The 12,417-nt window shown below is 60.4% G+C and carries 9 protein-coding genes; 1 reads left to right on the plus strand and 8 read right to left on the minus strand.

Annotation, left to right across the window (positions count from 1 at the left end):
* The 8 genes from mdtD to betI all read right to left on the minus strand — a co-directional run bounded on the left by mdtD (window position 1) and on the right by betI (window position 9,987).
* Window positions 1-1,428 carry a multidrug transporter subunit MdtD gene (gene mdtD, locus BLV61_RS17480; RefSeq protein ID WP_047534364.1) on the minus strand — a complete coding sequence of 476 codons (1,428 nt, stop codon included), beginning with the start codon at window positions 1,426-1,428 and terminating at the stop codon, window positions 1-3.
* Window positions 1,429-1,590: 162 nt separating this feature from the next.
* Window positions 1,591-2,928, minus strand: a complete 1,338-nt coding sequence (locus BLV61_RS17485; protein ID WP_090466649.1) for a TldD/PmbA family protein — start codon at window positions 2,926-2,928, stop codon at window positions 1,591-1,593.
* Window positions 2,928-4,370: a TldD/PmbA family protein gene (locus BLV61_RS17490; RefSeq protein WP_047534359.1), complete on the minus strand. Its 1,443-nt coding sequence runs from the start codon at window positions 4,368-4,370 to the stop codon at window positions 2,928-2,930. The genes BLV61_RS17485 and BLV61_RS17490 overlap by 1 nt, the downstream gene beginning before the upstream one ends.
* Before the next feature lie 231 nt (window positions 4,371-4,601).
* Window positions 4,602-4,946 (minus strand): AzlD domain-containing protein, encoded by a 345-nt coding sequence (locus BLV61_RS17495; protein WP_090466651.1) that lies wholly within the window; start codon window positions 4,944-4,946, stop codon window positions 4,602-4,604.
* Window positions 4,943-5,668: an AzlC family ABC transporter permease gene (locus tag BLV61_RS17500; RefSeq protein WP_090466653.1), complete on the minus strand. Its 726-nt coding sequence runs from the start codon at window positions 5,666-5,668 to the stop codon at window positions 4,943-4,945. Before BLV61_RS17500 ends, BLV61_RS17495 begins: the two co-directional genes overlap by 4 nt.
* 308 nt (window positions 5,669-5,976) lie before the next feature.
* A complete protein-coding gene (betA, locus tag BLV61_RS17505) occupies window positions 5,977-7,680 on the minus strand; it encodes a choline dehydrogenase (RefSeq protein ID WP_090466655.1) in 1,704 nt (567 codons plus the stop codon).
* A 133-nt stretch (window positions 7,681-7,813) separates the two neighbouring features.
* Window positions 7,814-9,286, minus strand: a complete 1,473-nt coding sequence (gene betB, locus BLV61_RS17510) for a betaine-aldehyde dehydrogenase (RefSeq protein WP_090466657.1) — start codon at window positions 9,284-9,286, stop codon at window positions 7,814-7,816.
* Between the two features lie 107 nt (window positions 9,287-9,393).
* A complete protein-coding gene (gene betI, locus BLV61_RS17515) occupies window positions 9,394-9,987 on the minus strand; it encodes a transcriptional regulator BetI (protein ID WP_047534344.1) in 594 nt (197 codons plus the stop codon).
* Between the two features lie 379 nt (window positions 9,988-10,366).
* On the opposite strand from betI, the gene BLV61_RS17520 reads away from it, so the two are divergent.
* Window positions 10,367-12,307 carry a BCCT family transporter gene (locus BLV61_RS17520; RefSeq protein WP_236693156.1) on the plus strand — a complete coding sequence of 647 codons (1,941 nt, stop codon included), beginning with the start codon at window positions 10,367-10,369 and terminating at the stop codon, window positions 12,305-12,307.
* Window positions 12,308-12,417 lie beyond the last annotated feature (110 nt).

A 12,417-nucleotide genomic window follows, 5' to 3' on the forward strand; every position in this document is an offset into this window, starting at 1 on the left:
CTAAGGCTCTATGTGTTGTTCCGGACGTTTGACGCGCCGTCCGTCTTCCTTTGAGAGCTGCGAGAAGATCGTCGCAGCCAGCATCGCCATGATGCCGACGGTCACAAACGTCAGTTGGAACGCGCCGAGCACGGTTTCCACGCCATCATTTCCAACCTTCGCCGTGAACCCGCCAAGCAACGCACCGGCGCAGGCCACGCCCAGGCTCAGGGACAATTGCGCGACCACCGACAGCAGGCTGTTGCCGCTGCTGGCGCTGGCGTCATCGAGGTCGATCAGGGTCACGGTGTTCATGGCAGTGAACTGCAAGGAGTTGATCGCCCCCAGGATCGCCAGCAGGCACAGCAGCAGCCAGTACGGCGTCTGTTCGCTGACCAGACCCATGCTCGCCAGCATGATGCCCAGTGCCAAGGTGTTGCCGGTCAGCACGATGCGGTAGCCCAGGCGCTCGATCAGCGGCCGCGCCACCCACTTGGCGATCATCGCGGCCGCCGCCAGCGGCAGCATGCTCATCCCGGCCAGGGACGGTGAATAGCCCAGCGCCACCTGCAGCAGCAACGGCACCAGAAACGGCAGGGCGCCGCTGCCCAAGCGGGCGAACAGGTTGCCGAGAATGCCGACCGCGAAGGTGCGGGTCTTGAACAGCGAAGGCGCGAACAGCGGGTTTTCGGTGTGTCCGGCGCGTAGCCAGTAGGCCGCCAGACAGGCCATGCCGCCGAACAGCAGCAACATCACCCGCAGGTGCGGCAGGTGCAGTTCTCCCAGACCTTCCATGGCGATGGTGATCAAAATCATCGCCGCGCCGAACAGCAGGAAACCCAGACTATCGAAACGGGTGCGCTCGGTGCCGCGCAGGTCCGGGATGAATTTCCACACGGCATAACAACCGATCAGCCCCACCGGCAGGTTGATCAGGAAGATCCAGTGCCACGTCAGGTATTCCACCATCCAGCCGCCCATGGTCGGGCCGATCAACGGGCCGAGCAGTCCGGGAATGGTGATGAAACCCATGATGCGCACCAGCTCCGAACGCGGATAGGCCCGCAGCACCACCAGCCGCCCGACCGGCAGCATCAGGGCACCGCCCAGGCCCTGGATGACCCGGGCGCCGATCAACAGGGTCAGGCTGGTCGACAGCGCGCACAGCAATGAGCCGATGCTGAACAGCAGGATCGCGCCGAAGAAGATTTTCCGGGTGCCGAAGCGATCGGCGATCCAGCCCGAAGCCGGGATCAGCAAGGCGACCGTGAGCATGTAGGCGATGATCACACCCTGCATGCGCAATGGGTCTTCCGCAAGGTCTGCGGCCATGGCCGGCAGGGCGGTGTTGAGGATCGTCCCGTCGAGGGACTGCATGAAGAAGGCAATGGCGACGACCCACGGCACCCAGCGGGCGGTGACAGCGTCGAGAGGAGGGCGGTTAGGCATGGGACCTCTTGTCAATGTGAGCTTTACACCGTTCCTGTAGGCGCGAGCCTGCTCCGGGCGGCGCTCCGACGATGAACTCAAGGACGCCGCGGGGTATCAGGTTCCCCGCGCTATCGTTCACCACCATCGCGAGCAGTCTCGCTCCTACAGGGGTTTGGGTATTTACAGGGTCAGTGTCAGTCGGCTGACCAACGCCCCCGGCAACAACGCCGACGCCGTGGCCCGCTGGCTGTAGGTACTGGCCGATAACAGCATCTCGCGTTCCTGAGTCAACGCCTCCAACTGCGAGCCGAGCAGGCTGAAGGCGCTGTCGTCGAAACGCATGGTGCTGACCGGCGCCTGAATCTCGCCGTTCTCGACCCAGAACGTCGCAAACCGGGTCATGCCGGTCAGGCGCGCCGCCGGTTGGTCCGAGTAGTTCAGGTACCACAGGTTGCTGATGTACAAGCCAGTGCCCAGTTGCTTGAGGATTTCAGCTTCGGGCAACGAACCGCCCTTCATGTTCAAGGCATTGGGCGATTCACCGCCGCTTGCGCCGTTGGCGGTCAAGCCGTATTCGGCGGCACTGCGCGATCCCACCAATTGCGCGCCCGCCTTGCCCTCGACAATCAGTTTGAGGTCACTGCGCGGATAGCCTTCGTCGGAGAACGCCGGACTCAATGAGCCGCTGACTTTTTCGTCCAGCGAGACCAGCGGACTGAACGCGTGGTCGCCCCCGTAGAGTTTCTGCAACGGGCTGCTTTTGCTGGCAATCGACTGCGCCGAAAAACCGCCCCAGGACAGCATGCTCATGATCTCTTCCAATGCCGCTGGCGCGAGGTAGGCGCGGTACTGACCGGGCGCCAAGGTGCGTAACGGTCGGCCCAGAAACTCAAGCTGCTCGCGGGCCTGCCGGAAGCGCCTGGCGAAGCCTTCGCTGCTCCAGTCGTGCCCGGCGTAGCTGGCTTTCACCGCCTGGCCGTTTTCATGGAACAGGCTGAAATCGAAGTTGAAACTGTTGGCCTGATGCCAGCCGAAGGCGCCGGCAGAGCTGGCAAAACCACGGCTGATAGGACCGGCGGCATAGAAACCGACCAGATCCAGGCCTTCGGCCGCTTGCGCGATTTCAGCGACCACTTGCTCGGTATTCGGCAGCGGATGCTCCTGCAGGTTCTTGCTCTGCCAGCCGTTGTAGTTCAGCAACAGATACGGATCCTGTGGCAGCAGCGGCAAGGTTTCGCGCAGCTGTTGCAGGCCTTCGGACAGACGCTGCAAGTCGACTTCCGGGTCGCCAGCCAGGGTGATGTGCAAATCCGCGTGGCGACCCTCGTTGATCAATTTCAAACCGATGCTCGCCTGCTGCACCTGACCGGACTGGCGCACCCGGGCGTGGTTGAAGCGCACGAAGGCCGACGACTCGGCGGCATAGCTGAGGGTGAACTGTTCCGGTTCGCGCAGGGCCTCACGCAAACCGGCGACCAATGCCTTGAACGACTCGGCCTGGGTTTTCGATGGACTCATCAGGCGTCTCCTCCGAACACATCCACATGGCTGAACACACAGGCCGGCGAGGCATGGCCGACGCGGATCACCTGATTCGGTTCGCCCTTGCCACAGTTAGGCGTGCCGAGCACTTTGAAGGTGCTGGCATCGCCGACAGCGCTGAGGCTCTTCCAGAACTGCGCGGAAATCGCCCGGTAATTCGGGTTTTTCACCACGCCCTTGAGTTCGCCGTTTTCAATCAACTGGCCCCATTCGCAGCCGAACTGGAACTTGTTGCGCGCGTCGTCGATGGACCACGAGCGGTTGGTGCTCATCAAGATGCCGTGCTCGATGTTGCCGATCAGTTGCGCAAGCGGCTGATCGCCAGGCTCGATATTGAGGTTGGCCATGCGGTCGATCGGCGGGCGGTTCCAGCCGCAGGCGCGGCTGTTGGCGACGCCTTCCAGGCCGGCACGGAATTGCGACAACGCACCACCCAATGGCCGCAGCAGCAGGCCTTCGCGGATCAGGAACTGTTTGCTGGCGGCGCTGCCGTCGTCGTCATGGCCGTAACTGGCGAGCTGTTCGGGGATGTCCGGGTCGAAGGTCACGTTGAGCAGCTTCGAGCCGTATTGCAGGCGGCCGAAGTCTTCGGCTTTGACGAAGCTGGTGCCCGCGTAATTGCGTTCGTCACCGAGGATGCGATCCAGCTCCAGCGGGTGGCCGATGGATTCGTGGATCTGCAGCATCATTTGGTCAGGCATCAGCAACAGGTCGCGCGGGCCTTGGGGAGTGTTCGGCGCCAGCAGCAATTGCAGCGCCTGGTCGGCGACGGTCGGTCCGGCACCGATCAGGCCGCAACGGCTGATGACGTCGGCGCCGCCCTGTTGGCCGAAGTTCTCGCGACCGAGGCTGCGGGTCTGACTGTCGTTGCCGTCGTAGGCCGTGACGTCGAGGCCGGGGTAGACGAAACGTTGAGCCTGACGCAATTCGGCGCCGGCGCTGTTGAGGTAGATCTGCTCGACGTGGGTGATGCCGATGCTCACCTGCCAGTTCACCAGGCGCTCGTCCTTGGGCACGGCGGCGGATTCGGCGCCGAGCAACTGGTAACAGTCACTCAGGGACGGAAAGGGCTGGTCGAGGTTCGGCGAAAAGTAATCGGCACGAGCAGTCGACACCGCCTGTTCGCTCAAGTCCAGCAAGGCGTGGGGCTTGAGTCGGCGAGCTTGCTGTTCGGCGCGTTCGAGGGCGGCTTGCAGGCCCTGTTGCGACAGGTCGTTGGTGGCGGCATAGGCTTCGACACCGTTGACCCGCACCGTCAGCATCGCCCCTTCGTCACGGCTCAGGCTCGGCGGTTCGGCGACGTTCTTGCGCACCGACAGGTACTGGCCGGACTCACGCACATAACGCAGGGAAAAGAATTCAGCGCCCGTGCGCAAGGCAGCAAAACGCTGCTTGAGCTGGGGATGGAAATCGAACATTCGGGAACCTCCTTGTATGGAGTGACGGCGAAGCGGCATTGCGAGGGGAGGGGTGAAACGATTGCGTGGCGCTAGATTAGGCCTGTGAAGGGGGGAGGATCAAGGGTGGAGCAGTGGAGGAAAGGATTGCGAAGTACGCAGGACGTGAGACGAGTTGGCTATTGATGGTGTTCGCGAACAGGCATGGCAGCTTGCTCGCGATCAACCCCACTGTCAGGCTCAGACCTGCTTTCAGCCGTTCAGATAGACGAAAGCTGCGACATATATGAACAGGCTTGCAAAAAAAGCAGGCAGGATTTTCCTTGTTTTCGCGACTGCGATGAAGGTGCCGACCAGCAAGGCCAGCTTCAGTGCATCCAGCGGTTCAAATTGCTGGAACAGGGTCAGCGCATCCTTTTTGTTGAATGCCGTGTCGTAAATGATGACGCCCAACATTGCTTGTGCGCTGTAGCTGATGAATCGATAAAAGGAACCTTGGGTATGGGTGAGCGCGGCGCTGTTTTTGAAGGCAAAAGGCAGCGCACGAAATGCAAAGGCGGTCAGGGCGGAAAATGCAATAAGAAGCCAGATTGTCATGGGGTTACGCCTTCGCGCTTTTTGTAGTTGTTTTCAATCAGCACGATCAATCCGCCGATAATAAAAGGCGTGCAGAGCAAACTGTAGTCCTTGAATAAATAGACCAATAATGGTGCACCGATAAAACCAAGCCAGTAGCTCGATACTTCCGAATAATGAGGCCAATGCTTACCGGCCAAGGCGGTGAATTGCAGCGGCAATAGCAGTGTCATCGCAGCATAGATGACCGGGGAGGTAAACTCTGCGCCGGCGATGAAACCGATGTAGGTACAGATGATGGATATGCCGAATATGGGAAGGCCCAGGCCGATCATGTAGGTAAAGGGATGATCGGCTTTGCGTTTGAATCGAGTGACGCACCCCGTGAATATCGAAGGTGTGATCAGAATCAAGGAAGCCATGGTTTTCAGGGTGGAAGTGTTTTTGATATAGGGGGCAAGTGTCGCGGAAAGTAATACAAAGCGAGCGTTGAGTGCCACGATGATAGGAAGCAATATCCACCCGTCGTTATAGCTTTGTATCAGCAGAAACTGCAGTGGCGTGGAAAATATCAACAGAGTCGTTGCCAGCGCCTGGCTTAACGATAGCGATTGCGTCGCGCTTAAAATGCCTATGGATAAGTAGAGGAAAATGAACGCGACACCAAAGGTGATTGCGTCGCGTGCTCCTTCAATAAAAACGCTGGCAGCCGAGGATCGAACGAGCGAATCCGTAGTCGCCATCAATGGGCCTCCGCTGTATAGGCTGTCGATATTCGACCCTTAAAATAACTGGGTTCTTTGGTTCGGTAGAAGCTAGGCATACTATTGATTTCCATTGAAATTTCTCCTGTCCCGTGGAGCGGGGCGCGGATAGTAATGGAAGTTTTTAAGTGGGTCTGAACGCAAGTGTTACGAGTTTTTTGTTCGGTGGCTTTAGTTTATTTTTAGTTACTTGATGTGAGGATTTTTGTGTAAGTAGATCGTGTTAGCCAAAAAAAACCGCCAACCCGGAAAGGTTGGCGGTTTTGATTGAGGCCGTTTGTGAACTGTTACTGAGTTGCCTGGCTCACTTCCCGCACCGGCTTGCCCTTCACCGGCGCATCTCCGGCCACGTAGTAGGCAGCCTTGCTGCGTGGCAGTGGCTTGCGACCACGGATCTTGTCGGCGATTTTCTCGGCGATCATGATCGTGGGCGCGTTGAGGTTGCCGGTGGTGATGATCGGCATGATCGAGGCGTCGACCACGCGCAGACCCTGCATGCCATGCACGCGACCTTCGCCATCGACCACGGCCATCTCGTCGGTGCCCATCTTGCACGAGCAGGACGGGTGGAACGCGGTTTCAGCGTGCTCGCGGATGAACTTGTCCAGTTGCTCGTCGGTTTGCACGTCGATGCCGGGGCTGATTTCGCGGCCACGGAAGGCGTCCAGTGCCGGCTGTTGCATGATTTCGCGGGTCAGGCGGATGCCGTCGCGGAACTCCTGCCAGTCCTGCTCGGTGGCCATGTAGTTGAACAGGATGCTCGGGTGCTGGCGCGGGTCCTTGGACTTGGCCTGGATACGCCCGCGGCTCGGCGAACGCATGGACCCCATGTGCGCCTGGAAGCCGTGCTCTTTCACACCGTTGCTGCCGTTGTAGTTAATCGCTACCGGCAGGAAGTGGTATTGGATGTTCGGCCACTCGAATTCCGGACGGGTGCGGATGAAACCGCCGGCTTCGAACTGGTTGCTGGCGCCGATGCCGGTGCCGTTGAACAGCCATTCGGCACCGATGGCCGGCTGGTTCCACCACAACAGCGATGGGTACAGCGAGACCGGTTGGGTGCACGCGTATTGCAGGTACAGCTCAAGGTGGTCCTGCAGGTTTTCACCGACGCCCGGCAGGTCGTGGACCACCGGAATATCGAGCTTTTTCAACAGTTCGGCCGGGCCGACACCGGAGCGTTGCAGGATCTGCGGCGAAGCGATGGCGCCGGAGCACAACAGCACTTCCTTGCGTGCCTTGACCTCGACACGCTCTTCGGCGGCGCCGACCAGGTAACGCACGCCGACCGCACGCTTGCCTTCGAACAGGATCTTGTCGGTCAGGGCGTGGGTAACGATGGTCAGGGTCGAACGCTTCTTGGCGATGTCCAGGTAGCCGCGCGCGGTACTGGAGCGACGGCCCTTGGGCGTCACGGTACGGTCCATCGGGCCGAAGCCTTCTTGCTGGTAGCCGTTCAAGTCTTCGGTACGCGGGTAACCGGCCTGCACGCCGGCCTCGACCATGGCGTGGAACAGCGGGTTGTTGCCGGCCTTGGGCGTGGTCACGCTGACCGGGCCTTCGCCACCATGGTAGTCGTTGGGGCCGATGTCGCGTGTTTCCGCTTTGCGGAAATACGGCAGGCAGTCCAGATACGACCAGTCTTCCAGGCCTGGCAGTTTGGCCCAGCCGTCGTAGTCCATGGCGTTGCCGCGGATGTAGCACATGCCGTTGATCAGCGAAGAACCGCCCAGGCCCTTGCCGCGCCCGCACTCCATGCGACGACCGTCCATGTGGGGTTCCGGATCGGTTTCGTAGGCCCAGTTGTAGCGACGCCCTTGCAGCGGGAACGCCAGGGCGGCCGGCATCTGCGTGCGGAAGTCGGAACGGTAGTCCGGGCCGCCCGCTTCGAGCAGCAGGACGGTGACGCCTTCGTCTTCAGTCAGACGGGTCGCCAGGGTGTTACCGGCCGAGCCGGCACCGATGATGATGTAATCGAATTCTTGGGACATAGGCCCTCCGGGAGTTTCAAGCTGCAAGCTTCAAGCTGCAAGAGAGAGCAGCGAGCGGTGCTGAGATTGAGCGGCAAACCAAACTGCTTTTACTTGCAGCTTGAAGCTTGCCGCTTGTAGCTGGATCAGCTAATCAAAATACCGAGACGTACTCACCCAGCTCGACCTGTACCGATTTGATGCGGGTGAAGTTGTTCAGCGAGCTGATGCCATTCTCACGACCCACACCCGACTGCTTGTAACCGCCAACCGGCATCTTGGCGTCGGATTCGCCCCAGGCGTTGATCCAGCAGATACCGGCTTCCAGTTGATGAATCACGCGGTGAGCGCGGTTCAGGTCGCGGGTGACGATACCGGCGGCCAGGCCGAAGTCGGTGTCGTTGGCGCGACGGATCACTTCTTCTTCGGTTTCGTAGGTGAGGATCGCCATCACCGGGCCAAAGATTTCTTCACGGACGATGGTCATGTCGTCAGTGCAGTCAGTGAACACGGTCGGGGCCACGAACGCGCCCTTGGCGAATTCACCGTCGGTAAGACGTTCGCCGCCGCACAGCAGGCGGGCACCTTCTTCCTTGCCCTTGGCGATGTAGCCCAGCACGCTTTCCATGTGGGCGAAGCTGACCAGCGGGCCGAAGTTGGTGTTTTCGTCTTGCGGATTGCCGACTCGGATGCGCGCAACGCGTTCAACGATCTTGGCTTCGAAAGCAGCTTTGAGGTGCTTCGGCACGAATACGCGAGTGCCGTTGGTGCAGACCTGACCGGAGCTGTAGAAGTTGGCCATCATTGCGGTGTCGGCAGCGCGATCGAGGTCGGCGTCGTCGCAGATGATCAGCGGGGATTTGCCGCCCAGTTCCATGGTCACGTCCTTGAGCGAAGAGCTCGAAGCGCTGGCCATGACTTTCTTGCCGGTGTCGGTGCCGCCGGTGAACGAAACTTTTTCGATGCGCGGGTGCTCGGTCAGCCAGGTGCCGACTTCGCGGCCGCTGCCGGTCAGAACGTTGAACACGCCAGCTGGCAGGCCAGCCTCGGTGTAGATCTCGGCCAGTTTCAGGGTCGTCAGGGAAGTGACTTCGCTTGGCTTGAAGATCATCGCGTTACCGGCCGCCAGGGCTGGCGCGGATTTCCACAGGGCGATCTGAATCGGGTAGTTCCACGCGCCGATACCGGCCACGACGCCCAGCGGCTCGCGACGGGTGTAGACGAACGAGGTGGTCCGCAGCGGGATCTGTTCGCCTTCGATGGCGGGCACCAGACCTGCGTAGTACTCCAGCACGTCAGCGCCGGTGACGATGTCGACGTAGCGGGTTTCGGAATATGCCTTGCCGGTGTCCAGGGTTTCCAGGGCGGCCAGCTCATCGTTGCGCTCACGCAGGATGTCCACGGCGCGACGCAGGATGCGCGAACGCTCCATCGCGGTCATTGCCGCCCAGATTTTCTGACCCTTTTCAGCGCTGACCACCGCGCGCTCGACGTCGTCCTTGGTTGCACGCTGTACCTTTGCGAGGACTTCACCGTTAGCCGGGTTGATGGCTTCGAAAGTGGCGTCGCTGCTGGCGTCGGAGTACGCGCCATCGATGTAGAGTTTTTGCAGTTCGAAACGGGCCATATTGTCCTCGCAAGAGCATAAGTGGTTGGCGTTAACCACCGGGCGTGCCGTGCAGCCTTGGCGTCGCGGGTCGGTGGCGGTTCAGGGGTCGAGCGGTTATGTGTGCTCTAACTCACCTGCTTGGCCAATTGGATATCCATGTATTCGTAAGCGATCTGCTGCGCCTGCCCGGTGTCGAAAGCGTCTCCCGACAACGCGCCGCGCAACCACAACCCGTCAATGAGGGCTGCCAGTCCACGGGCGGCGCTGCGCGCTTGATCGAGCGGCAACACGCGGCGGAACTGGCAGCACAGGTTGGAATACAGACGGTGATCGTTGATCCGCTGCAACCTGTGCAAAGACGGCTGGTGCATGCTGGTGGCCCAGAAGGCCAGCCAGGTTTTCATTGCCGGGCCATTGACCTGGCTGGCGTCGAAGTTGCCTTCGATGATCACCCGCAGATGCGCCCGGGGGCTGTCATCCGCCAGCGCCTGTCGGCGCAGGGTGACGCTCTCGCTCAGGACGCTCATCAGATACCGCATCGTGGCGGCGATCAGGCCGTTCTTGTCCTGAAAATAGTGACTGATGATGCCATTCGAGACACCGGCCAAACGGGCGATCAGCGCAATGCTGGCGTCCCCCATTCCGACCTGATCGACGGCCTGCAAAGTGGCTTCGATCAATTGCTGGCGACGGATGGGTTGCATACCGACCTTGGGCATCTTGCACATCTCCTTAGGCCTTCCGGCGGACGAAGAACGACCACCGGACTGAGGCCAGTCTATTTTGTTTTGATTGAACGTTCAATCAACAAAGAATAAGATCTGCGACAAATCGTCGCTGCTTACAGATTTTTCCTACATGTAAATGGCGAAAAACCGGCATCCGAAAACGCTCGAACCCTGTACGCGCTGGCGTCTGCGGGGCTTCGGGCTTTTTTCGGCGTGTCTTTATATCACCCACCGGTCGGCTGCCCACTAACCGATTGGTCGGGTACCACACTGCCTTGCGTTCTTCTCTCGCACTGCCTGGAGCATCTGTGCCATGAGTTCTGCCTCGCTAATAAAGACCCCACCAGAAAAGGTGACGGTCAACGGTTGGGTGTTCTACACCTCTACCGCGTTGATTCTGTTGTTGACCGCCATTCTGATCATCGCCCCGCAAGAGGCCGGCAGAATGCTCGGCACCGCTCAGGCCTGGTTGTCCCGCAGCTTCGGCTGGTACTACATGGTGGTGATCGCCGCCTATCTGATTTTCGTCGTCGGCCTGGCGTTTTCGTCCTACGGCAAGCTCAAGCTCGGCAGCAAGGACGACACGCCGGACTTCAGCTACGGCGCCTGGGCGGGGATGCTGTTCTCGTCGGGTATCGGCATCTCGCTGTTGTACTTCGGTGCGTCCGAGCCGCTGGACCACTATTTCAACCCGCCGGAAGGCGTGGCGGGCAGCAACCTCGCCGCGCGTCAGGCGGTTCAGCTGACATTCCTGCACTGGGGCCTGCACGGCTGGGCGATCTATGCGCTGGTCGGCCTGGCCGTGGCGTACTTTGCCTATCGGCATAACCAGCCGCTGGCGTTGCGTTCGGCGTTGTACCCGCTGGTGGGCGAACGGTGGGTCAAGGGCGCGGCGGGTCATGCGGTGGACGGCTTCGGCATGTTCGTGACCCTGTTGGGTCTGGTGACCAACCTGGGGATTGGTTCGCTGCAAGTGTCGTCGGGCCTTGAAAACCTGTTCGGCATGCAGCACAGCAACACCAACCTGCTGATCGTCATCATCGTGATGAGCACCGTGGCGACCATCGCTGCGGTGTCGGGTGTGGAAAACGGCATCCGTCGTCTGTCCAACCTGAACATCGTGCTGTTCAGCGGCCTGCTGATTTTCGTGCTGCTGTTCGGCCCGACCCTGCACCTGCTCAACGGCTTTGTGCAGAACGTCGGTGATTACCTGAACGGCGTGGTGCTGAAAACCTTCGACCTCTATGTGTACGAAGGCGACAGTGAGAAGTCCGACCGCTGGTTGGGCCTGTGGACCCTGTTCTACTGGGCCTGGTGGATTTCCTGGGCGCCATTCGTGGGCATGTTCGTCGCGCGTATCTCCCGTGGTCGCACGGTGCGTGAGATGGTGGCCGGCGTGCTGCTGATTCCGCTGGGTTTCACCCTGGCGTGGCTGTCGATCTTCGGTAACTCGGCGCTGGACCTGGTGATGAACCACGGTGCGGTGGAGCTCGGCAAGACGGCGCTGGAGCAGCCGTCCATGGCGATCTACCAATTGCTGGAGCATTACCCGGCGTCGAAGGTTGTGATCGGCGTGTCGATCTTTGTCGGTTTCGTGCTGTTCCTGACCCCGGCGGATTCCGGCGCGGTGATGATGGCCAACCTTTCGTGCAAGGGCGGCAACGTCGATGAAGACGCCCCGCACTGGCTGCGGATCTTCTGGTCGGTGGTGATCACCCTGGTGACCATTGGCCTGCTGTTCGCCGGTAACTTCGAAGCGATGCAAACCATGGTCGTGCTGGCTGGTTTGCCGTTCTCGGTGGTGCTGGTGTTCTTCATGTTCGGCTTGCACAAGGCCATGCGCCAGGACGTGCAGATCGAACAGGAACAAGCCGAGTTGGCGGCGCGCGGTCGTCGTGGTTTCAGCGAGCGCTTGACGCAACTGGACCTGCAACCGAGCCAGTCGATCGTTCAGCGTTTCATGGACAAGCATGTGAGTCCGGCGTTGCAGGATGCGACGGCGCAAATGCGTGCTCAAGGCCTGGAAGTTCAGACGCTGCTGGGCAAGTCCAAGCGTTGCATGGGCGTGCGGGTCGAGATGGAAGAGGGCAACCCGTTTGTCTACGAAGTGAGCCTGGACGGCTACCTGGCCACGCCAACCGAATCGGCTCAGTCGGATGAAACGCGCCAGCGTTACTACCGCGCCGAGGTGTACCTGCACAACGGCAGCCAGGACTACGACTTGATGGGCTTCACCCAGGATCAGATCACCCGTGACGTGCTCGATCAGTTTGAAAGCCATCGGCAGCTCCTTGGCCGGGTGTACAGCTAAACAGCAAGTGCGCGGTGTTTGGGTCTGAAGCACCGCGTCCGCTTCATCGCCAGCAGGCTGGCTCCCACATTGGAATACATGCCCCTGTGGGAGCCAGCCTGCTGGCGATG

Origin of the sequence: Pseudomonas mohnii (genome assembly GCF_900105115.1) — a bacterium.
Classification (GTDB): Bacteria; Pseudomonadota; Gammaproteobacteria; order Pseudomonadales; family Pseudomonadaceae; genus Aquipseudomonas; species Aquipseudomonas mohnii.

What these genes read in the sequence shown, in the direction of transcription:
- mdtD (WP_047534364.1), bottom strand. Translation starts at nt 1,428, where the DNA reads ATGCCTAACCGCCCTCCTCTCGACGCTGTCACCGCCCGCTGGGTGCCG.
- BLV61_RS17485 (WP_090466649.1), bottom strand. Translation starts at nt 2,928, where the DNA reads ATGAGTCCATCGAAAACCCAGGCCGAGTCGTTCAAGGCATTGGTCGCC.
- BLV61_RS17490 (WP_047534359.1), bottom strand. Translation starts at nt 4,370, where the DNA reads ATGTTCGATTTCCATCCCCAGCTCAAGCAGCGTTTTGCTGCCTTGCGC.
- BLV61_RS17495 (WP_090466651.1), bottom strand. Translation starts at nt 4,946, where the DNA reads ATGACAATCTGGCTTCTTATTGCATTTTCCGCCCTGACCGCCTTTGCA.
- BLV61_RS17500 (WP_090466653.1), bottom strand. Translation starts at nt 5,668, where the DNA reads ATGGCGACTACGGATTCGCTCGTTCGATCCTCGGCTGCCAGCGTTTTT.
- betA (WP_090466655.1), bottom strand. Translation starts at nt 7,680, where the DNA reads ATGTCCCAAGAATTCGATTACATCATCATCGGTGCCGGCTCGGCCGGT.
- betB (WP_090466657.1), bottom strand. Translation starts at nt 9,286, where the DNA reads ATGGCCCGTTTCGAACTGCAAAAACTCTACATCGATGGCGCGTACTCC.
- betI (WP_047534344.1), bottom strand. Translation starts at nt 9,987, where the DNA reads ATGCCCAAGGTCGGTATGCAACCCATCCGTCGCCAGCAATTGATCGAA.